The organism is Streptomyces sp. 796.1 (genome assembly GCF_047525675.1).
In the GTDB taxonomy this organism is placed as follows: Bacteria; Actinomycetota; Actinomycetes; order Streptomycetales; family Streptomycetaceae; genus Streptomyces.
Genome location: NZ_JBLIWA010000009.1, coordinates 113688 through 140517 on the forward strand (window position 1 = coordinate 113688; position 26830 = coordinate 140517).

At 72.0% G+C, this 26830-nt stretch carries 22 protein-coding genes; 7 read left to right on the top strand and 15 right to left on the bottom strand.

The window, feature by feature from the left end:
• Positions 1-916 precede the first annotated feature (916 nt).
• From ACMA1D_RS08760 to ACMA1D_RS08770, 3 genes are all read left to right on the top strand, one after another.
• Positions 917-1978: an ATP-binding cassette domain-containing protein gene (locus ACMA1D_RS08760; RefSeq protein ID WP_414723286.1), complete on the top strand. Its 1062-nt coding sequence runs from the start codon at positions 917-919 to the stop codon at positions 1976-1978.
• A complete protein-coding gene (locus tag ACMA1D_RS08765) occupies positions 1975-2847 on the top strand; it encodes an ABC transporter permease (RefSeq protein WP_414723287.1) in 873 nt (290 codons plus the stop codon). The genes ACMA1D_RS08760 and ACMA1D_RS08765 overlap by 4 nt, the downstream gene beginning before the upstream one ends.
• A 244-nt stretch (positions 2848-3091) precedes the next feature.
• Entirely contained in the window at positions 3092-3877 is a 786-nt protein-coding gene (locus ACMA1D_RS08770; RefSeq protein ID WP_414723288.1) for a VOC family protein, read from the top strand.
• 187 nt (positions 3878-4064) lie between these two features.
• Here ACMA1D_RS08770 and ACMA1D_RS08775 read toward each other — a convergent pair whose 3' ends face one another.
• The 4 genes from ACMA1D_RS08775 to ACMA1D_RS08790 form a co-directional block, all read right to left on the bottom strand.
• Positions 4065-5036: a hypothetical protein gene (locus tag ACMA1D_RS08775; RefSeq protein ID WP_414723289.1), complete on the bottom strand. Its 972-nt coding sequence runs from the start codon at positions 5034-5036 to the stop codon at positions 4065-4067.
• Positions 5037-5132: 96 nt separating this feature from the next.
• Positions 5133-5834 carry a Crp/Fnr family transcriptional regulator gene (locus ACMA1D_RS08780; protein WP_414723290.1) on the bottom strand — a complete coding sequence of 234 codons (702 nt, stop codon included), beginning with the start codon at positions 5832-5834 and terminating at the stop codon, positions 5133-5135.
• Positions 5827-6060, bottom strand: a complete 234-nt coding sequence (locus ACMA1D_RS08785; protein ID WP_414723291.1) for a hypothetical protein — start codon at positions 6058-6060, stop codon at positions 5827-5829. The genes ACMA1D_RS08780 and ACMA1D_RS08785 overlap by 8 nt, the downstream gene beginning before the upstream one ends.
• Before the next feature lie 494 nt (positions 6061-6554).
• Positions 6555-7502 (bottom strand): helix-turn-helix transcriptional regulator, encoded by a 948-nt coding sequence (locus ACMA1D_RS08790; protein WP_414723292.1) that lies wholly within the window; start codon positions 7500-7502, stop codon positions 6555-6557.
• A 101-nt stretch (positions 7503-7603) separates the two neighbouring features.
• Here ACMA1D_RS08790 and ACMA1D_RS08795 point away from each other — a divergent pair, with 101 nt between their 5' ends.
• Complete coding sequence (locus ACMA1D_RS08795; protein WP_414723293.1) at positions 7604-8338, top strand: alpha/beta fold hydrolase; 735 nt, start codon at positions 7604-7606, stop codon at positions 8336-8338.
• Between the two features lie 187 nt (positions 8339-8525).
• Here the strand turns inward: ACMA1D_RS08795 and ACMA1D_RS08800 are convergent, their stop codons facing one another.
• Together ACMA1D_RS08800 and ACMA1D_RS08805 are read right to left on the bottom strand one after the other, a co-directional pair.
• A complete protein-coding gene (locus tag ACMA1D_RS08800; RefSeq protein ID WP_414723294.1) occupies positions 8526-9068 on the bottom strand; it encodes a class I SAM-dependent methyltransferase in 543 nt (180 codons plus the stop codon).
• A 967-nt stretch (positions 9069-10035) separates the two neighbouring features.
• Positions 10036-12369, bottom strand: a complete 2334-nt coding sequence (locus tag ACMA1D_RS08805; RefSeq protein ID WP_414723295.1) for a heavy metal translocating P-type ATPase — start codon at positions 12367-12369, stop codon at positions 10036-10038.
• A 478-nt stretch (positions 12370-12847) separates the two neighbouring features.
• Here ACMA1D_RS08805 and ACMA1D_RS08810 point away from each other — a divergent pair, with 478 nt between their 5' ends.
• Both ACMA1D_RS08810 and ACMA1D_RS08815 read left to right on the top strand, forming a co-directional pair.
• Positions 12848-13141 carry a hypothetical protein gene (locus tag ACMA1D_RS08810; RefSeq protein WP_414723296.1) on the top strand — a complete coding sequence of 98 codons (294 nt, stop codon included), beginning with the start codon at positions 12848-12850 and terminating at the stop codon, positions 13139-13141.
• Positions 13142-13260: 119 nt separating this feature from the next.
• Complete coding sequence (locus ACMA1D_RS08815; RefSeq protein WP_414723297.1) at positions 13261-14352, top strand: restriction endonuclease; 1092 nt, start codon at positions 13261-13263, stop codon at positions 14350-14352.
• 57 nt (positions 14353-14409) lie between these two features.
• Here ACMA1D_RS08815 and ACMA1D_RS08820 read toward each other — a convergent pair whose 3' ends face one another.
• The 9 genes from ACMA1D_RS08820 to ACMA1D_RS08860 form a co-directional block, all read right to left on the bottom strand.
• On the bottom strand, positions 14410-15264 hold the full coding sequence (locus ACMA1D_RS08820) for a class I SAM-dependent methyltransferase (RefSeq protein ID WP_414723298.1): 855 nt from the start codon (positions 15262-15264) through the stop codon (positions 14410-14412).
• Between the two features lie 187 nt (positions 15265-15451).
• Positions 15452-16798 (bottom strand): hypothetical protein, encoded by a 1347-nt coding sequence (locus ACMA1D_RS08825; protein WP_414723299.1) that lies wholly within the window; start codon positions 16796-16798, stop codon positions 15452-15454.
• 203 nt (positions 16799-17001) lie between these two features.
• Complete coding sequence (locus ACMA1D_RS08830) at positions 17002-17760, bottom strand: class I SAM-dependent methyltransferase (protein WP_414723300.1); 759 nt, start codon at positions 17758-17760, stop codon at positions 17002-17004.
• 150 nt (positions 17761-17910) lie between these two features.
• Positions 17911-18348 (bottom strand): nucleoside deaminase, encoded by a 438-nt coding sequence (locus ACMA1D_RS08835; protein ID WP_414723301.1) that lies wholly within the window; start codon positions 18346-18348, stop codon positions 17911-17913.
• Positions 18345-19238, bottom strand: a complete 894-nt coding sequence (locus ACMA1D_RS08840; RefSeq protein WP_414723302.1) for a TIGR03619 family F420-dependent LLM class oxidoreductase — start codon at positions 19236-19238, stop codon at positions 18345-18347. The genes ACMA1D_RS08835 and ACMA1D_RS08840 overlap by 4 nt, the downstream gene beginning before the upstream one ends.
• Before the next feature lie 147 nt (positions 19239-19385).
• Positions 19386-19901 (bottom strand): hypothetical protein, encoded by a 516-nt coding sequence (locus tag ACMA1D_RS08845; RefSeq protein WP_414723303.1) that lies wholly within the window; start codon positions 19899-19901, stop codon positions 19386-19388.
• A 147-nt stretch (positions 19902-20048) separates the two neighbouring features.
• On the bottom strand, positions 20049-20558 hold the full coding sequence (locus ACMA1D_RS08850; RefSeq protein ID WP_414723304.1) for a hypothetical protein: 510 nt from the start codon (positions 20556-20558) through the stop codon (positions 20049-20051).
• A 142-nt stretch (positions 20559-20700) separates the two neighbouring features.
• Positions 20701-21465 (bottom strand): alpha/beta fold hydrolase, encoded by a 765-nt coding sequence (locus tag ACMA1D_RS08855; RefSeq protein ID WP_414723305.1) that lies wholly within the window; start codon positions 21463-21465, stop codon positions 20701-20703.
• A 566-nt stretch (positions 21466-22031) separates the two neighbouring features.
• The gene (locus tag ACMA1D_RS08860; RefSeq protein ID WP_414723306.1) at positions 22032-24119 is read right to left on the bottom strand and encodes a PhoX family protein; all 2088 of its coding nucleotides are present in this window, start codon (positions 24117-24119) and stop codon (positions 22032-22034) included.
• Between the two features lie 478 nt (positions 24120-24597).
• On the opposite strand from ACMA1D_RS08860, the gene ACMA1D_RS08865 reads away from it, so the two are divergent.
• Entirely contained in the window at positions 24598-26676 is a 2079-nt protein-coding gene (locus ACMA1D_RS08865) for a vWA domain-containing protein (RefSeq protein ID WP_414723307.1), read from the top strand.
• Positions 26677-26830 lie beyond the last annotated feature (154 nt).

Here is a 26830-nt window from a genome sequence, read left to right on the forward strand (position 1 = left end):
CATCCACTCCGGCGGTGCGGGACGGGCTCGACGAAGGGGTGGGCGAAGAGGTGGATGGGGTGTGGCGCTCTGGGCTCATGGGTTCGAATCCTCCGTGGGGGGTTCGAACAAAGATGGCATAGGGCCGGGGCCGCGGTCACCTGCCCCATGGAGTTGTCCACAGCCCGTCCAACGCGAATAAATCCCCATATGTGGAAGGGGTTTGGTGGGAAAATTGGCGATCTCACGAGCGTGGATGCACGGGCGGCCGGCGGGGGCGTGCGGCCGGTTGGGTCGGGTGATGGCGTGGATGGTGGTGCGCGGGACGCGCCGGGTGGGAAATGTGGGTGACGAGTTTTCACGGGCCGGTCGCCAGTGGCGGCGGTGTCGGCGGCCGGGGTCCGGCGGGTGAAGCGATGGCGAGGGGTGTCGTGGGGGCGTGGTGGGGCCGTGGTGGGTGTGGGGCCGGAGAGTGAGGGGCTGCGGTGGGCGGTGGTCGGCCGGTACGGAGGGGGCCGCGGCGGGGTGGCGGCGAGGGCTGCAACCGAGCTGGGGCGAGGTGCTGGCGAGGGGCCGCGACTAGGCCGTGGCGAGGTGCCGGCCAGGGGGTGCGGCCGGGCCGTGGCGAGGGGGCGCGGCGGGCGGTGGGTCCGCCAGGCGAACTGCCGTGACCTGGGGTTTCTCATGATCAACAGGGCATTGTCAGACCCCCGTACTACAGTCGTCGGCACTAGAACACCAGAGCGGATGCCCAGCAGAACCATCGGGTTGATCCGGTGGTTCGGAGGTGTTCGGCGAGCGGTTCGTACGGCCGCCGTCGCCGCGCCCCGTAGCCCCAGACCGTGACGCCACGCCCTGCCCTTGAGCCCTGCGTAGAAGTTGTTCCGCACCGCCCCCACGTGCCCCGTGACGAGCCACCCCCGTGAAAGGACCCGCGATGAGTACACCCGGAGCCGATCTGGCGATTGAGACGTCCGGCCTGGTCAAAGTGTTCGGCGAGACCCGGGCCGTGGACGGGGTGGACCTCGCCGTGCCCACCGGCACGGTGTACGGGGTGCTCGGGCCCAACGGGGCGGGGAAGACCACCACGGTGAAGATGCTGGCCACGCTGTTGCGGCCGGACGGCGGGGAGGCGCGGGTCTTCGGGCACGACGTGCTGCGCGAGCCGGATGCGGTGCGCAGCCGGGTCAGCCTCACCGGCCAGTACGCATCGGTGGACGAGGACCTGACCGGCCTGGAGAACCTGGTCCTGCTCGGGCGGCTGCTCGGACACCGCAAGCCGGCGGCGAAGGAGCGGGCGGCGGAGCTGCTGGACGCGTTCGGGCTGACCGAGGCGGCCGGAAAGCAGGTGAAGAACTACTCGGGCGGCATGCGGCGCCGCATCGACATCGCCGCGAGCATCCTCAACACCCCTGACCTGCTGTTCCTCGACGAACCCACGACCGGGCTCGACCCGCGCAGCCGTAACCAGGTCTGGGACATCGTGCGCGCCGTCGTCAGCCAGGGCGCCACGGTGCTGCTGACCACGCAGTATCTGGACGAGGCGGACCAACTGGCCTCCCGGATCGCCGTGATCGACCGCGGGCAGGTCATCGCCGAGGGCACCAAGGGCGAGCTGAAGGCTTCGGTGGGCGCGGGCTCGGTGCACGTACGGCTGCGCCACGCCGAGCAGCGGCCGGCGGCCGAGCGGCTGCTCTCCCAACAACTGGACGCCCAGGTGCAGTTGGAGCACGATCCGGTGGCGCTCACCGCCCGCGTCGGCCTCGCCGGGGACGGGCAAGGCGCGGCCGAGCAGGCCGCCCGCGCGTTGCACGAACTGTCCAGCGCCGGCATCACCGTGGACAACTTCTCACTCGGTCAGCCGAGCCTGGACGAGGTCTTCCTCGCCCTCACCGACCGTCCTGCGTCCCGCCCCGACGACGCGTCCGACGGCCCGCACGACACCCGGGGGCCGGCGGGCTCCGACGGCCCTACCAGCAAGGAAGGAGCGGTCGCATGAGCACCGCACCGACGACCGAAGCCCGCGCCACCCGCGCCGACGCGGCCACCGAGCTCGCGCCGGTCACGGTCGAGAGCCTGTCCGCCGTGCTGATCGCGAAGGAGCGGCCACCGCGGCCCAGCGCCTGGACGACGTCGGTGGCGTTCGGCTGGCGTGCCGTCCTGAAGATCAAGCACGTGCCGGAGCAGCTCTTCGACGTCACCGCCTTCCCGATCATGATGGTGCTGATGTACACGTACCTCTTCGGCGGTGCGCTGGCCGGCTCCACCACGGACTACCTCCAGTTCCTGCTGCCGGGCATCCTCGTGATGAGCGTCGTGATGATCACCATGTACACCGGGGTGGCGGTCAACACCGACATCACCAAGGGCGTCTTCGACCGCTTCCGCACCCTGCCGATCTGGCGCCCCTCGGCCATGGTCGGCTATCTCCTCGGCGACATGCTGCGGTACGCCATGGCCTCGACCGTGATGCTGGTCGTGGGCCTGATCATGGGGTTCCGCCCGGGTGGCGGAGTGCTCGGGGTGCTGGCCGGCATCGTCCTGCTGATCGTCTTCTCGTTCGCCTTCTCGTGGGTGTGGACCATGTTCGGGCTGCTGCTGCGGAGCGAGAAGTCGGTGATGGGCGTCAGCATGATGGTGCTCTTTCCGCTCACCTTCCTGAGCAACATCTTCGTGGACCCCAAGACCATGCCCGGTTGGCTCCAGGCGTTCGTGAACAACAGCCCGATCACCCATCTGTCCTCGGCGGTCCGCTCCCTCATGGACGGTGACTGGCCCGGTGTGGAGATCGCCTGGACCCTCGGCTGGGCCGCGGTCCTGATAGCGGTCTTCGGCTCGGTGACGATGCGGCTGTACAACCGCAAGTGAGCAAGTGAGCCCGTGCGGGGCCGGGGCCCCGCCTCGCCCGCTTGCCCCTGCGCACCACCGCCTGCCCCTGCCTTCCCTTGCCCGCCACCGCGTACCACCGTCCGCCACCGCGTACCGCCGGGGCCCACGGCTTCGAACGGCGCGCCGCCGGGGGCGCTGTCATTCTGAAAGGACCGGAGGGTGCGGGTCCGCGCCGTAGCTGCTGGCTGCGGCCCTGCGCCCACACGACGTCGGAGGACCAGCCATGCTCACGACTCACTACGTGCCGGGCGCCCCGGTCTGGCTCGACCTCGGGGCGCCGGACACCGGGGCCGCCGCGGCGTTCTACGGCACGGTCTTCGGCTGGGAATTCCAGTCGGCGGGCCCGGACGCCGGCGGGTACGGGATGTTCCAGGCGGACGGGAAGACGGTGGCCGGCATCGGGCCGCTGATGGCAGAGGGCGCCTCCCCCGCCTGGACGATCTACTTCCAGACGGCCGACGCGGAGGCGACGGCCCAGGCCGTCAGCGCTGCGGGCGGCGACGTCCGCGCGGAGCCGATGGACGTCTTCACCGCCGGCCGGCTGGCCCAGTTCACCGACCCGACGGGAGGCGAGTTCGCCGTCTGGCAGCCGGGTGACACCCGGGGCGTGGACGTCGTCAACGTGCCCAACTCGCTGTGCTGGTCCGAGCTGCACACCACCGACGCCCAGGCCGCGGTCGACTTCTACCGGCAGGTCTTCGGCTGGGAAGCGGAACGCACCCCCATGGCGGACGTCGACTACACGGTGGTCTCCCCGCCCGGTGGCGGCCGGGATGCCACGCACGGCGGCATCATGCAGTTCCCGCCGCAGATCGAGGTGGGCGATCTGAAGTCCCGCTGGTACCCGTACTTCGAGGTGGAGGACTGCGATACGACAGTGGCGGCCGTGGCCGCGAACGGTGGCACCGCCCTGACCACCACGGACGATGCGCCGGGCATCGGCCGGATGTCCATGGTGCTCGATCCGTTCGGGGCCCAGTTCGCGGTGATCACCAGCGAGGCGGGGTAGCGCGCGGCGGGCCCAAGGGCAACGGGGGAGGCCAGGGGCGTCCACTCCGGGACGGGCCCGGGGCCGGGGCGGCGTGCCTTCCCCGCCGGCCCGGGGCCGGGGCCACGCGCCTCCCCCGCCCCTGAACGGGGGAGGCCCGTCCTGTGCGCTCGCCTCCGGCCCCGCCCGCTCGGCCAAGCCCGTCGGCTCAGTCGAGGTGGTGGCCTTGGGCGGCGGCCCAAGCGGTCCAGGCGGCCCGTAGCCCGAGGCAGGTCTCCCGGTCCGGTCCGGGCGGGCCCGCTGTGAACCGCCCCGGTGTGGGCTGGCCCGATTCGGGTGAGCCGGGTGTGGGCGCGTCCGGCGTGAACCGCCCGGGTGCGGGCTGATCCGATGCAAGGGAGCCCGGCGTGCGCCAACCCGGCGTGGGCCAACCCGGCGTGGGCCGCCCCGGTGCGGACTGGGCCGGCTCAGGTGAGCCAGGTGCCGGCGGGGGCGTGGGCCGGCGGAGGGGAGGGAAGCCGGGAGGTGCGGACGCGACGTACGGGTCGGCTGTCGTCGCGGAGGGGGCGGTGGCCTGGGTGAGGGGCAGGCCGTGGACGTCGTGGCCGGGTACCCAGAGCCAGGCCGGTGCCCGGAACTCCTTCTCGACCACGTCGATCCGCCGGAACTCGGCCGTACCGAGCGAGGTGTGACCACCGCCGACCGTGCTGTGGAAGACGCTGTCGGAGAGCGCGAGCACCAGATCGGCGTCGGGCGCGACGACGAGCGCGTGCCGCAGTACGGCGGAGTCCCGCAGCCGGCAGGTGGTGACCACGGCCCGGCCGGCGAAGCCGTTGTCGGCGGGCTCGACCGGGCCGTGGTGCACGGCGGCGCGCAGCCGGATGCGGGCCGCCGGGAGCCGGAGGTGGTTGTGTTCGCGCAGGACCGCGGTGAGTTGACGGACGTAGCCGTCGACCACGAGCGGTTCGGAACCGTCCATGGGTAGGACGGCCAACTGCCCGTCGCCCTGGGCCTGGTAAAGCCACTGCGAGCGGTCGACGCCAGCCATCAGCGCGGCGCGGGACAGCATCCTGAGCAACTCGTGCTGGACGTCGGACTGTTGATGATCGTTGCGCGCCCCGTACGCCTGGACGTCCAGTGCGAGGCATGTGCGGGGTTGGTACCCGGACCGTTCGGCCACGTGGGCTTTCCTCTCTCTGACAGGACGCTGTCGCGCTGCTTCCGCGATGCGTTCACGCCGAGGCTAGGAGGACGGTCCGAAGCGGAATCCCTCGTACTACGGGTTCTCGTCGATCAATTTCGAGAGAACGAGGAGTTTGGGGAAATTGGTGATGATGATCTTCCGGTAGCTGACTTCCACGAGGCCGTCGCGCCGGAGTTCGGCGAGGGCCTTTTGCGTGGTCGTGAGCGCGAGGCCGGCGAGGGAGGCCAGCTCTTCCTGGGTGAGCGACACCGGGATTTCCCGCCGTGTTTCCAACTCGCCGTGCTGTGAAGGATCGTGCAGCCGTGCGAGTTCCACGAGCCCGCGGGCGAGCCGGATCACGGCGCGGTACGCGTGGTGGTCGAGCTGGCGCTGGTTGGCCCAGCGCAGCCGGGCGGAGAGCATCTGCAACAGCGAGGCGCCGGCGTCCGGATACTGGCCGAGCAGCTTCTTCATGGTGGGCCATTGGATGACCCGTACGGTGACGTTTCCGCGGGCGACGACGGTGCTGGAACGCGGTCTGTGCTCCAGTGCGGCCATTTCCCCGACCATGTCGCCGGCGCGGCGGAAGGCGAGCACCACGTCATGGCCTTCGACGGTGCAGGTGACGATCTTCACCATGCCGTGCAGGATCAGCAGGACGTGGCTCCCGGCATCGCCCTGGCGGAGCAGGGGGCGGCGGTCCGCGTATTCAGCGAGGGTGCCCGCCGCCATGAGGTGCTTCGCGGTCTCCGGGGAGACGCCGCCGAGGAACGTGTCCGCAGGGAAGTCAGGCACCGTTCTCCCCCTGGTGGGTACGGGTCGCGCCCCGGTGGAGGTGCTGGGTGCCGCGCCGCGCACAGCCGCCGGCCGGGGCGCCGAGCACGGGCGAGAAGGTGCCCATCGGGCGGGGGAAGGGGCCCGCGGGGCGTGGGAAGAGGCCCGCGATGTGCGGCCCGTAGGTGGTGGCGGGGGGTGGTGCGGTCCGGCCGTGGGTGAGGCGTGTTGGGTTGGTCGTTGACATGACGTGCCCCCAAGGACTGTGCGCGCGGCGGCCGGCCGCTGCCGACCCGTCCCGCGTACGCCCGTCCATGGTGCCCAAGGGTGGGGCGCAGCCAACCGGTACGGCGGACTTGTCCGCAAGCCTGCCGTTTTTCGCCCCGAGAACCGTATGGATTGCTGTGCGTGGGGGAGTGGGCAGTCGGAACGTCCGGAGTCCGGCCACCGGTGCGATCACCTCACCGCCCTGCTGTCCTGCCGCTCTGACGCCCCGCCACCTCGAAGCCGTGCCGCCTGAAGTCCCGCGACCCCGCTGCCCTGAAGCCCCGCCGCCTCGCTGACCTGCCACCCCGAAGCCTCGTCGTCCCGCTGCCCCGCTGCCCCGCTGCCTCGGCGCCCCGGGGCCCGGCACCCCGCCCTGCCGGTCCTGCCGGTTCTTCTGGGGCTCTGCCACCGCCCGTCACCGCGGTAGTTCTTCAGGTTCTCCCGTTTTTTCTGTTTCTTCTGTTCCTCTGTTTCTTATGGTTCTTCCGGATTCCGCTGGGCGGCTGCGGTGAGTCGGGCGGCCAGTTCCGTGAGCGCCTGCCGCAGTTCGTCCGGTTGGTGGAGGGTGAAGGGCCACTCCAGGGAGGCGAGCAGGTGGGCCATGCCGTCCAGCCGTTCGGCCCGTGCGCGCAAGAGAACACCGGTGGCGTTGGCGGTGAGGGTCACCGCTGAGGAGGGCAGTCGGCGGGCGATTTCGTCGAGCGGGCCGTGGATCGTCACCTCGACCTGCCAGCGGTAGGTCCCCTGAGCGAGGGTCGAGGTCAGGTGGGCCGCGGGGTCGAACCCTTCGGGTGCAGTGAAGCGGTCGGCCCGGGGGGTGACGGAGGTGATGCGGTCCATGCGGAAGGTCCGCAGGCTGTCGCGGAGGTGGTCGTGGCCGACGACGTACCAGCGGCCGGTGTGGAAGACCACGCCGTAGGGGTCGACGTCGCGGTTGGTGGGTTCCTGGCGCCAGGACCGGTGGCTGATGCCGACGGTCGTGCGGGCGCGGGAGGCCCGGGCCAGGGCCAGCAGGACGCCGGTTCCGGGTGCCTGCCCGCGCACGGCGTTGGCGGTGAAGGACAGGGTCTCCCGCATGGCGGCGAGCGGTTCGCGCAAGGGGTGCGGGAGCACCCGCTCAACCTTGGCCAGGGCGCCGGCACTGGCCGGTGCGGTGGTGCCCATGCCGAGCCGTTCTGCCGCGAGCAGGCCGAGGACGACGGCGAGGGCCTCGTCGTTGCTGAGGACCAGGGGCGGCATGCGGTAGCCGCGGGCCAGCCGGTAGCCGCCGTACCGGCCTCGTTCGGCCTCCACGGGGATGCCCAATTCGCGTAGCTGGGCCACGTGGCGGCGCACGGTGCGTACGTCGGTGTCCAGACGCTCGGCCAACTCCGTCCCCGTGAGCCGGGCATGGGACTGGAGGAGTTCCAGCAGGGTCAGCACACGGGTCACGGGATGCGACACGGATCACTCGACATTTCAGGGCGGATTCTGTCCTGTATCGACTCTACGCTCCCCGCAGCACCTCACTCCAGGGAGATGACATGGCCACCTTCGTACTCGTTCCCGGTGCCTGGCTCGGCGCGTGGGCCTGGGCAGACACCGCGCGAGCTGTGCGGCAGTGCGGCCACACGGCGCTGCCGCTGACACTGACCGGCCTGTCCGAGCGCGCCGACCAGGGCGGGCCCCGGACGGATCTGGACACGCACATCGCGGACATCATGGGGTTCGTCGCAGAGCACGAGCTGCGCGACGTCACGCTGGTCGCCCACAGCTACGCGGCTGCCCCGGTCACCGGGGCGGCCGGACGCCTCGGCGACCGGCTGGAACGCGTGATCTACGTGGACAGCGCCCCGTTCGCCGCAGGCATGGGCATGCTCGACCTCATGTCGCCGCAAGCAGCGGACGACCTGCGTCAGCAGGTCGACGCTTCCGGCGACGGGTGGCGGCTACCGATGCCGTCCTGGGAGGTCCTGGGCTCGTCCAGCAGCCTCGACGGGCTGGACGAGGGCCAGCGGGACGCCCTGCGCGAGCGTGCCACCCCTCAGCCGTTCGGCACCTACGCCCAGCGCCTCGCCGGCCCGGTCGAGCCCGGCCCCGGAGTGGACCGTGTCCTGATCGCCTGCCATGACTTCACGGGACTGTTGGACGCCGGGGCACCGATGCTGGCCTACCTGAACCAGCCGCCGTGGCGGCGCTTCGACCTGCCCACCGGGCACTGGCCGATGCTGTCCGCATCCGCCGAACTCGCCCGGGTCCTCGACGAGGCCGTCTCCTGATCGTCACCCGACCGCCTGCTGGCCGCCCGCTTAGCGCGCTGGTCGAGAGGCGCGGCCCACCCGCCGCCGGCAACTGGGCCCACCAGACGGTTCCGCTGATGCCGGTGGTTCCGCTGATGCTGCCGGTTCCACTGGGGGTGGTCGGTGGCGCTGGCCACCGACCGGTCCGTCGTTCACGGGCGGGTGGTCACGCCTCCACCGTGGCCTCGAAGAGTGCCGTGCAGCCGTGCACCGTGAGGGTGAAGTCGCTGAACCTGGAGCTGAGTTCGCGGCGCAGGTCCTGGAGGCTGTCGTGCTGGTTGTTGAAGCCCTTGCGCGCGTTGAGCCGGTTGAGCGCGACCCGCGCGGCCTTGGTGACGGGTACGCCCTGGGAGAGCACGGTGCTGCCGAAGACCTTGCCGCCGGGGCGTACGCAGGCGGCGGCGTGGTCGAAGGCGACGCCCTTGTGCGCGAAGTCGCCGGGCACGCAGTGCAGCATCAGGTTCAGCCCGGCCGAGCCGTGCGACCGCTCGGGCACCGGGAACGGCTCCAGGACGTTGCCCTGCACCGTGGAGACCCGGTAGTCGTGGGAGAGCCGCCGCTTGACGTGGGTCAGGCAGTGCGGATTCATGTCGAGCAGCGTGATGTGCTGGTCGGCGCTCGGCATGGTGCACTTGCTCAGCAAATATCCGGAGCCCACGCCAATGTCCAGGTGCGTGCTGGAGATATTCCGGTCGTAGAGTCGAAGCAATTCCTTTCGCGGTACTTTCCAGAGAACCGGGCAGGTGAATCCGTAAACAGTGAGGTCATAGAACTTCAAGGTGACGGGGTTATACGCCTGCTGCCCTGCTACGACGTCTTCGACGGTGGGGACGATGGCCAAGGGGTTCTCCTCGTACGGGTACCTGACCTGGCGTGCAGCCAGGTGGTGGGGTTCGCTCGGGGCCGGCCGCGGGGGCGCGGGGCGGGCTTCGTCGGCCCGTCGCGCGCCCGGGGTGGAACGGGGTGGGCGGGCTTACGTGAATGCGTTACGCGCGGGGTTCCGGGAGGGGTGGCCGGAATGGGGTGCGTGGGCCGGGTTGCGGGATGTGGAGGGTCGAGCTGAATGGCAAATTCGGGTGCAGTGGGAAACGTTTCCTCCGGGTTGCGAAGGATAACGTTACGCGTCCCGAGGATAACGAAAAGGGCGTCTATTGTCGCCTGCGCAATGAAATGCAGTTCATATGATTAATTCGGCCTGTCTTGACGGGCTGGCGCCCGGCGCTTCGGCGCCTCGGTGGCCTGGTGGCCCGATGCCTCGGTGGCCGCTGGTCCTGCACTCCGGTAGCGCGGTGCCCGGTGCCCCAGCGCCCCAGCGCCCCGGCGCCCCAGCGCCCCGGCGCCCCAGCGCCCCAGCGCCTCGGCGCCCCGGCCCTTCGTGCTCCAGCGCCCCGGCCGCCGTACGACTGCACGCTCTGTGGGCCCAATGCCCCCACCACCCGGCCCGGGCACCCCGTACGCACACCAGTGGGGCCGGGAGGTATCCCGGCCCCACTGGCACCCACTGGCTCTACCGGTCGTACGAGCCCCACGGGCCCCACGGACCTAACAACCCCCACTCATCCGGCACCCACCCACCGGCCGCTCGCTGCGAGCCACCCCACCCACACCGGCCCCGCGCCGCGAGCCACCCCCGCCACAAACCGCCCCCGCTCCCCCCACTCCCCCCGCTCCCCCCACTACACAGCCTTGAAGCCCCGCAGGCGCAGGCTGTTGCCGACCACGAAGACCGAGGAGAAGGCCATCGCGGCGCCGGCGATCATCGGGTTGAGCAGGCCGGCCGCGGCGAGCGGCAGCGCGGCCACGTTGTAGGCGAAGGCCCAGAACAGGTTGGACTTGATGGTGCGCAGGGTGCGCCGGGAGAGCCGGATCGCGTCGGCCGCCACCCGTAGGTCACCCCGTACCAGCGTCAGGTCGCCGGCCTCGATGGCGGCGTCGGTGCCGGTGCCCATCGCGAGGCCGAGATCGGCCTGGGCGAGCGCCGCGGCGTCGTTGACGCCGTCGCCGACCATGGCCACCGAACGGCCTTCGGCCTGGAGCCGCTTGACGACGTCGACCTTGTCCTCCGGCATGACCTCGGCGATGACCTCGTCGATGCCGACCTCGGCGGCGACGGAGCGGGCCACCGCCGTGTTGTCGCCGGTGAGCAGGATCGGGGTGAGGCCGAGCGCGCGCAGCCTGGTGATGGCCTCCGCGCTGGTGTCCTTGACCGCGTCGGCGACTTCGAGCACGGCGCGCGCCTGCCCGTCCCAGGCCACCGCGACCGCGGTCCGGCCGCTGGCCTCGGCCGCGGCCTTGGCGGCTGCGAGGTCGGCCGGCAGTTCCATGGCCCACTCGGCCAGCAGCTTCTCCCGGCCGACCAGTACCGCGTGGCCGTCCACGACGCCCTGCACGCCGAGCCCCGGCACGTTCGCGAAGTCCTCGGGGGTGGGCAGGTCGCCGACGCGTTCGGTGGCGCCGGTGGCGATGGCCCGGGCGATCGGGTGCTCGGACGCGTGCTCAAGGGCGCCGGCCAGCCGCAGCGCCTGTTCCTCGCTGGTGCCGGCGGCGGTGTGGGTGGCGAGCAGGGTCATGGTGCCGGTGGTGACGGTGCCGGTCTTGTCCAGGACGATGGTGTCCACGCGCCGGGTGGTCTCCAGCACCTCGGGGCCCTTGATGAGGATGCCGAGTTGGGCGCCGCGCCCGGTGCCGACCATCAGCGCGGTGGGCGTGGCCAGGCCGAGCGCGCAGGGGCAGGCGATGATGAGGACGGCCACGGCCGCGGTGAACGCCGCGGTCAGCCCGACGCCGTTGCCGAGCCAGAAGCCGAGGGTGGCGATGGCGAGCGCGATGACGACGGGTACGAAGACCGCGGAGATGCGGTCCGCGAGCCGCTGCGCCGCCGCCTTGCCGTTCTGTGCGTCCTCCACCAGCTTGGCCATCCGGGCCAGTTGGGTGTCGGCGCCGACCCGGGTCGCCTCCACGACCAGCCGGCCGCCCGCGTTGAGCGTGGCGCCGGTGACCGCGTCGCCGACCGCGACCTCCACCGGCACGGATTCGCCGGTGAGCATGGACGCGTCCACCGCGGAGCTGCCCTCGACGATCACGCCGTCGGTGGCGATGGTCTCGCCGGGGCGCACCACGAAGCGGTCGCCGGTCGCCAGGTCCTCGATCGCGATGCGCTCCTCGCGGCCCCCGCGGACCACGGTGACCTCCTTGGCGCCGAGTTCGATCAGCGCCCGCAGTGCGGCCCCCGCCTTCCGCTTGGAGCGGGCCTCGAAGTACCGCCCGGCCAGGATGAACGCGGTGACGCCGGCCGCCGCCTCCAGGTAGATGTTGCCGGCGCCGTCGGTCCTGGCGACGGTCAGGTCGAACCCGTGGGTCATGCCCGGGGTGCCCGCGGTGCCGAAGAACAGGGCCCACACCGACCACAGGAACGCGGCGCTGGTGCCGACCGATATCAGCGTGTCCATGGTGGCCGCGCCGTGCCGGGCGTTGGTGAAGGCCGCCCGGTGGAAGGGCCAGGCCGCGTACGTGACGACGGGCGCGGCGAGCGTCAGCGACAGCCACTGCCAGTACTCGAACTGCCAGGCCGGCACCATCGCGAGCACGACCACCGGCACGGCCAGCAGCACGGCGGTGATCAGCCGCTGGCGGAGCGGGGTGAGGGGGTCGGGCCCGCCGCCGTCCGGGTCGCCCGGCCCCGGCGACCTGGCCGGCGCGGTGCCGGCCCCCACGCTGCCGGCGTCGGCACCTGCGGACGTGTCGTACGGGCCGGAGCCGACCGGGCGCCGGGGCCGGGCCGGGGCGGGTGGGGTGGCGGTGTAGCCGGTGGCTTCGACGGTGCCGACCAGGTCCGCGACGGTGACCCCGTCGGCGTAGCTGACCTTGGCCTTCTCGGTGGCGTAGTTGACGGTCGCGCTGACCCCGTCCATCCGGTTGAGCTTCTTCTCTATCCGGGCGGCGCAAGAGGCGCAGGTCATCCCGCCAATGGCGAGCTCAACCTCGGCCGGCTCGGTCACCGTGCTGGTCATCGTCCACTCCTCGTGCCCGGCGGGGCGGCTGCCCCACATCGGCTGGTCCGCTGCGACTGATCAATACCCCTGGGGGGTATCCCCTGCCCTTCTAGGTATACGCCTCGCGCGCGCCAGGTGCAAGGCCGTCGTCCGCTTGACTATGTACCCCCTGGGGGTATCTTCAACAGGGCGGACAGCGCGCAGCGGGTCGGAATCTCGCCCCGCGGGGCGACCCCGCACGTACGGCGCCGACCGCCGCGGTCAGGCATGACTCGCACCGCCCGCCGCGGCCGGCGCCGCAGAAAGGCACCACCGGCACTCGCGTACGAGGCGCGCACCGCGTACGAGGCCCATGGCGTACGAGGCCCATGGCGTACGAGGCGCATGGCGTCTGAGGTGCGCAGCACGCGGCACACAGCACAGGCACGGACGCAGCACCCGTACGACCCGTAGACCCGTACGACCCCGCAGCACACCCCTCCCGAAGGAGCCCGCCATGAACACAGGACTGAAGGTGGCCACGTTCGTCGCCGTACTCGCCGCGACGTTCGGTACCGCGTACGGGGTGGGCGCCGCCGTCGACCCGGTGGGTGACCCCAAGCCCGCCAGCCACACCGACCACCCCGGCAACCAGCCGAAGGAGCGCCCCGCGCAGCACCCGTCGGGCCATCCGTCGCAGCACCCGTCGGGCCACCCCTCCGGCCACCCCTCGGGCCACCCGGCCACGGACCCCACCACCACCCCGCACGACGTGGCCTTGCGCCTCGTACCGCCGCCGGCCCAGGGCTGACGGCCGACCAGGCCGCGGGCCGGCCCGCAGCGCCGCGGGGATTGTCAGTGGGGCGTGGCAGAGTCGGTGTGAGCGCAGGGCCGCGGCCAGGGCCCGCGCACCGCACGAGGGGGAGCGCGATGACCAAGCCCAACGAGCCGGCGCCCGCCGAGACCGGGCCGTACGTTGGCGAGGGCGCGTCCGCCGGTGGGGGCGCGTCCGCCAGCGAGGTGGTGTCCGTGGACGAGGGGGCGCCCGGCGCCGACGGCGCGCCTGTCGCCGACGCAACGCCCGCCGCCGACGGAACGCCCGCCGACGTCCCCTGGACGCTGCGCCCGGGCGAGGCGATCGCACGCAAGGAACTGCACGCCCGCTTCGGCGGCCGGTCGCAGGGCGGGATCGGGCCATCGGCCAAGACGCCGCACGTCTTCGTCTTCACCGACCCGGCCGCCGGTGAGCAGCACGGCTACTACGACGGCTGGATGCCGGACGGCCTGTTCCACTACACCGGCGAGGGCCAGCGCGGCGACCAGCGGATGGTCTCCGGCAACGCCACCGTCCTGCACCACCGCGAGCAGGGCCGGGCGCTGCGGGTCTTCGAGGGGGCCAGGGGCGTCGTGACCTACTGCGGCGAGTTCGCCGTGGACCCGGAGGACCCCTGGTACGAGGCGGATGCGCCGGAGACCGACGACGGGCCGCTGCGCAAGGTGATCGTCTTCCGGCTGCGGCCCGTCGACACCGCCCCGCAGCCGCCGACGACCACGCTGGGCCGGCTGCACGCCGACGCGCCGGACCCGGTGACGGCCGTACCGCTGGAGTCCACCGCCAGCGAGCGCAGCTACGTACAGCCCCGGCGCGAACCGTACGAGGCCGAGCGCGCCGAGGCGCGGCTCGTCGCCCACTTCAGCGCCCACCTCGCGCGCCACGGCCACGCCGCGCACCGGCACCAGATATTGCCGCCGGGCGAGAGCCGCCCCCTGTTCACCGACCTGTACGCGCCGGACCTCTCCCTGCTGGTGGAGGCCAAGGGCAGCGTCACCAGGGAGAACGTCCGCATGGCGGTGGGCCAGTTGGCTGACTACGGCCGGTTCCTGCCCGCCGCGCGACGGGCCGTCCTGCTGCCCTCCCGGCCCCGCGCCGACCTGCTCGCCCTGGTCGCCAGCCAGGGCTGCGCCGTGCTGTGGCCCGAGGGCGGTGGGTACGAGTCGACGGTGGTGGGGCTGCTGCCTTAGCCGTCGCCCGGCCGAGCAGGGTCACCCGCGCCCCGACCGGCCGGGCCGGCCGGTCGGTCAGCCCGCCGCGCGCGCCCGCAGGGCGAACATGAGCGGGATCTTCGGGTGCTCGTCCGTCAGCCGCCACCAGCCCTGCGCGGTCCGCTCCATGCCGTCGAAGCGCGGCCAGGGCAGCAGGTCCGTCTCGCGCAGCAGGTCGACGGTGAGGCCGGCCGCCAGCAGGGCCGTCACGATGTCGCCGAGCCCGTGCCGCCACTCGTAGCAGGTGGTCGCCTCGGCGAGCGGCGGCCCGTCGGTGTACGTGTGCGCCACCTCCACGCGCTGCGCGCCCCGGCCACCCAGATAGTCCTGCCGCAGCCGGAGGAACTGTTCGCCGGGCGTCGGCACCGAGCCGAGCGCGTGCAGCACCGGATGGAACTCCACCAGGTAGAGGAAGCCGCCCGGGCGCAGCAACGAGGCCGCGGTCTCGGCCCAACGTCCCAGGTCAGGCAGGTAGTGCAAGGCACCTTTGCCGGTGTACAGCACGTCGAAGCGCCGCCCGTCGAGCGCGGTCACCGCGTCGTACACGTCTGCCTGTACGTAGCGGACCTCGCGCCCCGCCCGCTCCGCGATCCGGCGCGCCTCCTCGATCGCCGCGCCGGAGAAGTCGAGCCCGGCGGTGTGGGCGGCACCGCGTTCGGCGAAGGCGAGCGTCTCGGTCCCCAGATGGCACTGGAGGTGCAGCACGTCGCGGCCGGTCAGGTCGCCTATGTCGGCCCATTCGAAGTCGGCGAACCACTCGATGCCGCCGTCCACCTCGCCGAGCCCGTAGAACGCGCTGTTCACATGGATGGGCGTCCGGGCGTCCCAGTTGTCGCGGTTGGCGCGGATCAGGTCGGACACGTCGCGTGATTCGAAAGCGTCTGCGGTCATGGGCCTTTTGTACGTCGCATACGCGCTCACCACTAGGGCGCCCTTCGGCCGTCGGTGCTGGATCTACCGGGCCCTTCGCCCCATTAAGTCCGCTCCGCGGCCGTTCTGGCGCGGGGCATTCTTACTCCGCTCGCCGCCCGGAGCAGCCCTCTCCTGCCCCTTTCGTCGGGTTCCCCGTGCAGCCGCCTCACTCCGCGTCGGCCGCCGTGGGCCGGGCGGGTGGCGCGGACGGCGCGGAATCCGTCACGTCGCCCCCCACCACGCGCTGCCACAACCCCGGCAACTCCGTGGCCCGCGGCAGCGCCGTGTCGTACACCAGACCGCACCGCAGGACCCCGGCCGCCCGGGTGAACGAGACGTACCCGAGCAGCCCGTCGTGGACGTCGTAGATCATCGACGCACCGGTCAACGGCGCGCCGAGGCAGTGCAGGGCGTCGGCGACGGTGACCGAGCTGACGCCGATCGGGACCGCGTTCTTGACCACGGCCATCGCCAACTCGCCCGCCCGGTGCGGCACCATCCGCACCAGCAGCCGGCGTACGTCGCGGGTGTGGGTGCGGCGTACGGCGTCGGTCTGCCGCCGCACCGCGGCCAGCGCGTCCGGCAGCCGCCCGGCGGCGGTGGGCAGCACCAGCCGGTGGCCCACCACGTGGTTGCCCGGCGCGTACCGTTCGGCCGGGCCGCGCGTGGACATCGCCACCAACACGGGCAGTTCACTGCGCCCGGTCGCTGCGCCACCGCCGTGCCAGTCGCGCAGCGCCCCGGCCAGCCCGGCCAGCGCGACGTCGTTGACGCTGGTACCGGCCGCGTCGGCCAGCTCGCGCAACCGGGCCAGCGGTACGTCACGGCCCACCCACCCCGTCCGGCCGGCCGGCGAAACGCGCAGCTCAGGCCAGTCGCGGGGGCCGCCGTACGCACGCAGTTGGCGGGCCGCGTCCGCGGCGGCGAGCAGCGCCCCGGACGCCGTCGGCGGGCCGGCCGGATATAGGTGCGGCCCCGCGGCGGGCTCGTCGCCGAACAGCGCCAACGCGGAGTGGGCGGCCCCCACCCCGTCCTGCACGGCGTGGTGCACCCGCAACAACACCCGGAACCCCACGCCCACGCCCGCCTCTGCGCCCGCGCCCACACCCACACCCACACCCACGCCAGCGACCGCTTCCGCGCCCGCATCCAACCCCAACACCCACACGTCCCAGGGTGGATGCGCGGCCCCGGGCAGTGGCCGGCTCAGCAACTCGTCGGTCATGGCGGCGAGTTCAGCCGCGTTCCGCAGCCCCACTCGCCACCGTACGTGCACCTCGGGGTCCAACTCCGTACGCCGTCGGCGCCAGCTCCGCGCCCGTCCCGCCGGCCGCAACAGGTTGAGCGCGGGCAACCCGGCCGCACGCCGCACCACCCGCGCCGCGAACGCCGCCCGCTCCGGCACCGGGCCCGCGAAGTCGAGCAGGAACCCGGTGGTGGGTTGGTGGTAGCGGGCGAGCGCCAGAAAGGCGCGGTCGATCGGCCCGACGGCATCCGACCCAGCCACCTTCACCCGAACCCCTCCTCCACGAAACCCCGACCCGAACCACCTACCCCCGGCAGCCCCAACCCCCACCGAACCACACCCACTCGCCCCCATCACCCGCCGCGCAACCCCACCACTCACGGGGCAACCCACCACTCACCGAGCAACCCACCACTCGCCGCCAACCCAACTCCCACCCCACACACCAGCCGACGGCTGCCCGCGACCAGCTAAGGCCGTGCGACCAGCGCGAATCGATGGCTGTGCGCCCGCAGCGGCTCGCCCGCGACCATCGTGGCGTGCAGGGCGCGCAGCCGTTCCGCGTACCGGTCCGGCGTGAAGTCGGGTACGTGCCAGGGGGTGATGCGGAGGAAGAGGACGAGCGCCCCGACGTCGCGGAAGGTGGCGGGTAGCCGGGCTTCCTGCTGCCAGTCGACGGTGAATCCGGCGGCGCGCAGTTGCCCGCTCGCGGCGGCCAGGTCCCAGTCGGCGTAGCCGTGCGCCGGGGCGCCGAGTGCCTGGTTGACCTCGACCAGGTCACCGCCGCCGACCTGCTGGGTGACGAACACCCCGCCCGGCCGCAGCACCCGCCGCACCTCGGCCGGGTCGTACGACTCGTGCCGGCTGACGACCAGGTCGAACGCGGCGTCGGCGAAGGGCAGCCGGTCGTCCTCGCCTACTTCGGCGACCTCGACGCCGAGCGGTTCGAGCCGTTCCCTGGCCACCGGCACGTTGGGCGCGAACCCCTCGGTGGCCGCGGTCCTGGCCGGCAGCGGCTGCAAGGAGGCCAACACCTCGCCCCCGCCGGTCCCGAGGTCGAGCAGCGAGGTGGCCGGGGCCAGCCGTTCACGCACCAACTCCAGGTAGTTCCACGGCAGGTCCGCGTCACCCACTTCCGCGTACCGCCCCTGGAACACCCCGAAGTCCCACCCCTCGAACGGTGTCGTCAACCCTTCGGCGACCAACTCGTCGTAACCCGTGTAACCCACGCTGACTGTCCTTTCCGGTCCGGGGCGAGGGGCGGCCGGGCCGGCGCGCTGCCCCGTACCCGACGGTATACGGGGTGGGTGGGGCAGGGACGGGCCGGCCCCGGGCGGCCGGCCCGCCTTGAGAGGGCCGGCCCCGGCGGCCCGCCCGCCTCAGCGCTCCCCGAAGTACGCTTCGATGGGTCGGCGCGCCTCGTCGAACAACCCGGGCCCGTCCTGCGGCACCGCCGACCACGACCCCAACAGCGGTACGAGCTCTACGAGTTGAGAGGCCGACAGGGCGTAGACGACGCGGCCGACGCCGGAGAGGGCGAGGGCGCCCGCGCACATGCCGCACGGCTGGCAACTGGTGTAGAGGGTGGTGCCGGCGGCCGTCTCCCGGTCGAGCCGGCCGGCCGCCCAGCGGGCGAGCTTGAGCTCGGGGTGGGCGGTGATGTCGTCGTCGCGCCGCACCGTGTTGTGGGCCTCGGCGATGACGGTGCCGTCCGGTCCGGCCAGCAGTGAGCCGAACGGCGCGTCCCCCAGGGTGACGGCGTGGGCCGCGATGTCGATGGCCCGGCGCAGCAGCGCCTCGTCGGCGGGTTCGATCACGCTGCCGCCCTCCAGTGGCTGGCCACCTCGGCCACTTCGGCCAGCGCCCGCCAGGCCGGCTCCGGCCGGCGGGTCTCCGCGGGATCTCCGTGGTACGGGTCGAACACGACGGCTTCGGCGCCGAGCAGCCTGAGGTGTTCGAGGTCGTCGCGGACCTGCTCGACGGTGCCGACGCCGGCCGGCCGCGCGGGATCGTCGACGGGGGCGTCCGTGAGCCGCAGCGCGATACGGGGCGCGAAACCCGGCAGCGCGTGCTCCGCGAGGACCGTACGCATCCGCGCCGTCGAGAGCCGCAGCGGATGCCAGGCGTCCCCGTACCTCACCACGCGACGCAGCGCCGCCGCACTGTGCCCACCCACCCACACCGGCACCGGCGCCCCACCACCCACACCCGCCACACCGACCGTGCCCCCAGCAGGCTCTGTACGCCCCGTACGCTCCACGCGTTCCGTGGCGCCCGCCGTCACCCCGGCCTCCCGCAGCACGCCCAAACACGCGTCAGTCAGCCGCCCGCGCTCGCCGAACGGCACCCCGAGCGCGGCGAACTCCCCCTCGGCCCACCCGGCCCCCACCCCGAGCACGAACCGCCCGCCGCTGAGCTGGTTGAGGTTCCCCACCATCCGCGCGACGAGGAGCGGATGCCGGTACGGGAGGATCAGCACGGTGGTGCCGAGCCGCACCCGCCGGGTGACCCCGGCCAGCCAGGACAGCGTGGTGAACGGCTCGTAGAACGGCTCGGGATAGCCCACGGCCACGTCCGGTGTGACGGCGACGTGGTCCGACACCATGAGCAGGTCATACCCGAGCCCCTCGACCACCTGGGCCCACCCACGCAACATCCCGGGATCGGTGCCGGGCCCGAAGTTCGGTACGTTGACGCCTAGTTGCATACGGTGAGGCTATCCCGGGCTCGGGCTGCGGTAGGGGCGAACCCGGGGGTGGGGGCTGAGGGGGCGGGGCCGGTGCGTCGGCGCCGAGGGCGAGGCCCCACGACCGCGCGACGCAGCGGACCCGCGTCTTTCCGGTGAGGCCCTTCCTTACGAGTCCACGGACTCCCCTTCGAGGGCCTGGTAGCACGCAGAGTTGAGCGCCACGCTGAGGATGGACTCCGGGGCCTGGGGGTCAGAATTCTTGCTCTCGTCGTACAGGTGGATCATCACTGTGAATTTCTTTCGACCGAGATCCGCGATCAGTTCGAGACTTCGGCTCTTGCTCGTATCCGGGCCGTAGCTCCTGATGCTCCACCCCTTGCCGGGAAGCTTCTCCCTGAGGTTCTCCATGCCCTGCTTGAGATCCTGGATAGGGGCGTCCCAAATGGACCAGAAATGAAAAACCCTGTAGTTCTTCCCCGAGCCCGAGCCCGAGCCGGTGCAATCCCTAGTGAAGGGCCCCGGCTCGGTCATCTTCCCTTTTGCGCCGGCCGCATCGAAAATATCGCTAGATACCCGAACGGTCTCGTCTTTTGCATCGGAGACGCTGCGTACTTCGGCCGGCGGCCCCGAATCGTCTTTTTCCGATAAATCGATCCAGAGTCCGACCGCGAGAACTGCCACGACCACGAGTGCTGCGATGCCGGAGCGGGTGCGTATGGGGCGGAGTAAGCGAGTTAAGTCAGTTGGCTTCTTGTTGTTTATGGTGGTCCTCCAGGGATGGATGGGCCCGCATCGGTCGCGTGGCCCCGGTGGTCGGTCCGCCGCGTCTCACACGGTCTCCCCTTCGGGGGCCTGGAAGCACGTTGAGGTAAGGGCCACGTTGATGATGGACTTCGGGGCCTTGGGGCCAGATCTCTTGCTCTTGTCGTACAGGTGAATCACCGCCGTGAATTTTCCATTCCGGGAACCTGCGATCAGTTCCAGGCTTCGGCTCGGGCTCTCATCCGGGCCGTACTTCTCGACGCTCCATCCCCTGCCGGGAAGCTTCTCCCTGAGGTTCTCCATGCCCTGCCTGAGGTCCTGGATGGGGACGTCCCAAATGGACCAGAAGTGAATGATCCTGTAGTACTTTTCGATGTCCTTCCCGGCGCACTCTGCGGTAAGGGGTCCTGGCTTGGTCACCTTCCCTTTTACGCCGGCCGCATCGAAAATATCGCTCGCCAGTCGGGCGGCCTCGTCTTCTGCATCGGAGGCCCGGCGTACCTCAGTCGATGATGCCGAATCGTCTTTTTTCGATAAATCGATCCAGAGTCCGACCGAGAGAATTGCCACGACCATGAGTGCTGCGATGCCGGAGCGTGTGCGTATGGGTCGGAGTAAGCGCGTTAAGTTAGTTATCCTCTTGTTCTTTATGGTGGTCCTCCATGGGTAGACAGGCCCGCATCAGTTGCGTGCCTCCGGTGGTCGATCCGTCGCGCCCTCACTTCCTGCCTTCCGCCAGGAAACCCCCCACCGCAGCCGCGAACCGCTCCGGCGCATCGTGGTGGGTGACGTGGCCCGTGGGGAGTTCTACCAGGCGGGCGTTGGGGGCGCGGGTGGTCATGGCCTGGGCGTGGGGGGAGGGTAGGACGTCGCTGTGGGTGCCGCGGATGAGGAGGGTGGGGCAGGAGACGGACGTCCAGTCGGACCAGTGGTTGCCGTTGAGGGCTTGTTGGGAGGCGATCGTGTCGTCGATGTCGAAGGAGAAGCCCCAGCCGCCCGCCGTCTGCCGGAAGGCGCACTCCAGGTAGGGGGCCGTCGGGCCGAGCGCTTCGATCAGGGCCGCGCGGGACGGGGCGGTGCGGGGGAGGGACAGGGTGAAGGACCAGCTCAGGTCCAGGTCAGCGCCGATGTCTTCGACGATCAGGCGGCTGACTCGGGCGGGGTGGCGGGCCGCGAACTGGTAGGCGTTCACGCCGCCGAGGGAGTGGCCGATGAGCGGTACGGGGCCGAGCCCCAGCCACTGGTGGAAGGCCAGTACGTCTGCCACGTAGTCGTCCCGCGCGTAACGGGTGGCGCGGTCGGATTCGCCGTGGCCGCGCTGGTCGAGTGCGATCACCCGCCAGCGCGGTGCGAGCGCCGCGGCGAGGGGCGCGAACGCCGCCGCCTCGTTGTAGTGCCCGTGCAGGGCGAGGAGCGGGCTACCCGGGCCGCCGAAGTCCAGATAGGACAGCTTCCGCCCGCCCACGGTGAAGGAGCTTCGCATGGCGTCGAGCGTAGGGGCCGGTGCGGTCGGCCGTGCGGTAGTTCGCCGGGCCCGTAGTTCGCTCGCGCGGTGGTTCGGCTGGCGGGTAGTTCGCTCACGCCGTGGTTCCGCCGGCCGGGTGGGAGCGGCCGGCGCCCAGCCGTACCGCCATTCCGCCCCGTACCCCCCCAGGCCAGCGGCCCTGAAGGCCACAAGCCCCCACCGTCGTACGGTCGTTGCCCATCCGTGCGGCCCCCTCCGCCGCACGCCACGGGCAACACCCCGTACGCAGCCGGTTGCGACCCGTTGTGGGTCAACTGGCAGGTGTAACAGTGTAGTTGAAGCATGAACGCCAGCAGCCGCGAGCCGCCCCCGAGCGGCTCGCGGCTGAGTGGGTGGCCGTCCCGCGTCCCCCGTGGAGCGGCCGTGGTCACCCCGCGCCGTGGGAACGGGGGTGTCCGTGTCGGGGCGCCCGGCGCGGTGGTGCCCCACGCGCCGCCTCGCCGGGCGTCCGGTTCCCGGCCGTGCGGCAGGCGCGGCCGGGAGGGTGGGCCGGGCGCGGCGGGGAGCCGCGCCCGGCGTGGTTGCTAGGCGCCGATGTGGCCGCCGTCGCGCCGCCAGACGCTGACGACCGCGGGGCGGACCAGCTTGCCGGGTCCGTCGGGCCAGGCCGACTTCGGCTTCTCGACGGTGGCGCCGTCGATCTCGCCGGGGTGCTGGACGGCGACCATGACGCGGCGCTCCTGGACGATCGGGCCGCAGGTCTCGGCGCCGTTCGGGACGGTCAGGAACTGCTTGACCTCGCCGCGCCGCTCACCCGCGGTCGCCACGCCGAAGAGGCCGTCGTGGGTGCCGAGGGCGTTGCCGTCGGTGGAGATCCACAGGTTGCCGTGCACGTCGAAGGTGATGTTGTCGGGGCAGGAGATCGGGCTGACCTTGTCCTTGGGGAACCCGGCGAAGTACGTGCTCGGGTCGCTCGGGTCGCCGCAGACCAGGAACAGGCGCCAGTTGAAGCGGTCCGCGCCGGCGTCGTCCCAGTGCTCGGCGAGCTCCAGGATCTGGCCGTGCTTGTTGTTGTTGCGCGGGTTGGCCTCGTCGGCGGCCGGCTTGCCGGCCTTGCCGCGGTCCTTGTTGTTGGTCAGCGCGATGTAGACGCGACCGGTGCGCGGGCTGGGCTCGACGTCCTCGGGGCGGTCCATCTTCGTGGCGCCCACCTTGTCGGCGGCGAGCCGGGTGAAGACGTACACCTCTTCGGCGGTCATGCCGTCCACGTGCGAGGTGGTGCCGGTGGCCAGCGGGATCCACTCGCCGCTGCCGTCGAACTCGCCGTCCGCGGGCAGCTTGCCCGAGCCGTCGATCTCGCCCGCCGGGCTGTCGCCGGTGAACTTGGCGACGTACAGGGTGCCCTCGTCGAGCAGGGTGCGGTTGTGCGCGCGGGCGTACCGGCTGTTGCCGTGCATCATCCGCTTCGAGGAGACGAACTTGTAGAAGTAGTCGAACCGCTCGTCGTCACCCATGTACAGCACCGGGCGGCCGTCGTCGGTCAGCCGGGGCTCGGCGGCCTCGTGCTTGAACCGGCCGAGCGCGGTGAGCTTGCGCGGCGTGGAGTGCGGGTCGAACGGGTCGATCTCGATGACCCAGCCGAAGCGGTTGGGCTCGTTCGGCTCCTGGAGGGTGTCGAAGCGCTTGTCGAAACGCTCCCACTTGCGCTCGCTGGCCTCGCCGCTGAGCCCGTAGCGGGCGTAACGGGCCTTGGTGTCCGGGTCGGTGACCTTGCCGGCGTTGGCGAAGTACTGGTTGAAGTTCTCCTCGCCGGAGAGCACGGTGCCCCACGGCGTGATGCCGCCACCACAGTTGTTGAGGGTGCCGAGGATGCGCTTGCCGCGCGGGTCGGCGGAGGTGCGCAGGTACTTGCTGCCCGCGGCCGGGCCGGTGACCTCGAACGGGGTCGAGCCGGTCACGCGACGGTTGAGGTGGTGCCGGCGGAGCGCGGTGAGCTTGCCCGAGCGGCGGTCCTCGGCGGCGACCACGACGGACAGGCCGTGCGCCGCGATGGCGATCTCGGCCTGCTCGCGGGTCGGGTTGTCCGCGTCGTACCCGGCGAACATCAGCACCTCGTCGGTGTACTCGTGGTTGACCACGAGGAGCTGACGGTGGCGCTCGTGCGGGATGTCGAGCACGGCCATGTAGTCGTTGTTGTAGCCGAACTGCTTGGCCTGCGCCTTGGCGCTCTGGTGCTTCGGGTCGAAGTCACGGCCGCCGGGCAGGATCGGCTCGCCCCAGCGGATGACGATGTTCTGCTCGTAGCCGCGCGGGATGACGACCGCGTCCTTGGTGTTCGGCGCGACCGGGTCGAAGCGCAGGCCGCGGGCGGCGCCGGAGCGGCCCTTGCCGTGCGACTTGCCGCCGTGCGCGGCGACGGCGGGGGTGGCGGCGGACGCCTGCGGCGCCTGACCGAGACCGACGGCGGCACCGGCAGCGGCGGCCACGGTGACCACGGCGCTGGCGCGCAGCACGTTACGGCGCGAGAGCGCACTGGCGATGACGTCGCCGACGTAGGCGTTGTCGCTGGTGTTGGGCACCTCGTGGAAGCAGGCGTCGCCACAGCGGTAGCGGCAGGTCAGCGCGGAACGGCCGCCCGGGTGCGAGCTGATCAGTGGCAGTAGCTTGCGCACGTCATTCCCTTCGTTCTGGGTCACCGGCGCAGGCCCGCGCCGACACGGTGTCGGAATCGATCCGCCGCGAAGCTATGGGGGTGGTGTCGCGAAATGGCGACGTGAGGGTGAAGCGGGAGTGAACGACGCCGGTCAGTCGTCACGTACGGTGAGGGTCGGCCCCGGGCATCTCGGCCGTCGCGCGCCGCGTGTGGCCGGTTTTGTCCGTGATGGTCGGGGGCGATTCGGGCCGCCCGGCCGCCCGTAGCAGACCACCCGTCACACCTTCATCACACGCCCCGGCGTGCGCGTTGGTGTTCCGCCCCACCGCCTCGCACGGGCCGGTGGTCACGGGCCCGTTAGCCTTACGTGGCCGGCCCGGCCAGGCACGCGGCGCCAGGCCCGGTACGTACCCGGACCGACCGGCACCACCGGCGCACACCCGGACCGACCGGCAGCACTGGCGCGCATCGCACTCGACAGGTGAGGGGCTTCATCCATGGGCATACGGGACCTGCTGCGCAACGTTTTCCGCCGCTCACGGAAGGCAACCGACGAGAGCGAGACCACGGAGACGACGCAGCCCGCGGCGGAGGCCGCGGACGAGGCGGCGGCGGGGGCCGCGGGCGAGGCGACTGGGGGCGGGGCCGGCGCGGCGCCGTCGACGGCCGACACGACCGACACCCCCGCCGCGAAGGACAAGGCCGACGAAGCGGCCCCCCTCTCCCCGGAGGCCGCCGCGGAACTCGCCGTCTCCCAGTTCTTCGACCGCCCGAGCACACCGCGTACGAGTGAGCCGGTTGCCGAGGTCGGGTCCGAGGCCGGGTCTGGGTCTGGGTCTGGGTCTGGGCTTGAGATCAGCACGGCTGACGAGTCCGCTGCGGCTCGCCCGATCGACGCCGAGGAAACTGAAAAGCCTTCTGCTGTACGGGAGTTGGGGCGCACTGAGGAAGCCGTACGGGACGAGGCCGTACGGGATGCCACCTCGGACGAGCCGGTCGTCGCTGCTTCGGCGGCTGCGCCGGTTGCCGAGGCGGAGCCGGAGGTCGTGGCTGTGTCGGAGGCCGAGGCCGTACCGGAGGTCGTGGCGGAGCCCGAGCCTGTCGCTGTCGCTGAGCCGGAGGCTGTCGCCGAGCCCGTGGTCGCTGCTGAGCCTGCGGTCGCCGCCGAGTCTGCGGCTGCTCCCGAGGCGGAGCCCATAGCCGAGGTTGTTGCCGAGCCGGCCGCCGCGCCCGAGGTTGAGGTCGCCGCCGAGCCCGTGGCTGACGCTGAACCCGTTGCCGAGCCCGTGGCTGAGGTCGAGCCGGAGCCGGAGACCGTGACGGCGGCCGTGGAGGAAACGGAGCCCGAGCCCGCGCCGGAGACCACGAAGGAAGCAGCGGAGCCCGCGGCGCAGGCCGAGCCCGTCGAGCCGGCCCCGGAGCCGGTTGCAGCCCCGGCCGACGAGGTACCGGAGCCCGCTGCGGCCCCGGCCGCCGTCGCGGCGGAGCCCGTAGCAGCCACGGCGGAGACCGAGCCCGCGGAGGCCAAGCCCGCGACCACGGCGGCAGCCGACCCTGCGGAGGCCGAGCCCGCGGAGGCCGAGCCCGCGGAGGCCGAGCCCGCGGAGGCCGAGCCCGTGACCACGGCGGAAGCCGAACCCGCGGAGCCCGCGCCCGTAACCCCGGCGGAAGCCGAGCCCGCCGAGACCGAGCCCACGAAGGTGGAGCCTGCGGTAGCCGAGCCCGCGGAGGCGGAGCCCGACGTCGCCCCGGAACCCACCCCCCAGCCCGCCGCGGCAGCGGCAACCGCACCCGCAGCAGTCGAGAGTGGGCCGGAGGCCGACGTGACCGAATCCGCCGCCGCGGCCGGCGGCGGTGCCGCCGCCATTTCGCTGAGCAAGGTGCAGGAGTCGGCTCCGGGCCTGGTCAGCCTGTACAAGGCGGCGGCTGCCGCGCTGACCAAGCACGGGCTCGGCGGGCAGCGGGCGGCCGTGTACCTGGTGCTCGACCGGTCCGGGTCGATGCGGCGGTACTACAAGGACGGCACCGTGCAGCACCTGGCCGAGCAGGCGCTCGGGCTCGCCGCGCACTTCGACGACGACGGCGTCGTACCGGTCGTCTTCTTCTCCACCGACGTGGACGGCACCGCGGAGCTGGACCTGTCCAACTACGCGGGCCGCATTGACGAGTTGCACGGTTCGCTCGGGCACATGGGGCGGACCAACTACCACTGGGCGGTCAAGGCGGTCATCGAGCACTACGAGAAGTCGGGTTCGACCGACCCCGCGTTCGTCATTTTCCAGACGGACGGCGCGCCGACCAGCAAGCCGGCGGCCGAGAAGGCGCTCTGCGAGGCCGCCGGGCTGCCGATCTTCTGGCAGTTCGTGGGCTTCGGCGACCCGCAGGCCAAGGGCTTCGACTTCCTGCGCAAGTTGGACGACCTCGCGGTGCCCGAGCGGCGCCAGGTGGACAACGCGGGCTTCTTCCACGCGGGCCTCGAACCGCGCGAGGTGGCCGACGACGAGCTGTACGGCCAGCTGATGGTGGAGTTCCCCGAGTGGCTGGTGGAGGCCCGCGCGGCCGGCGTACTGCGCTGACCCCGCGGCCCGAACGGCCACCCAGCCCGAGAGGCCCCGCGGCCCCGGCCCCGAAGCGCCCCCACCGGGGCCCGGGGCCGGGGCCGTCCCCGTACGTCCGCCCGAACGCCCGCTCTCACCGCCCTGACCACCCCGATCGCCCCGATCACCGTGC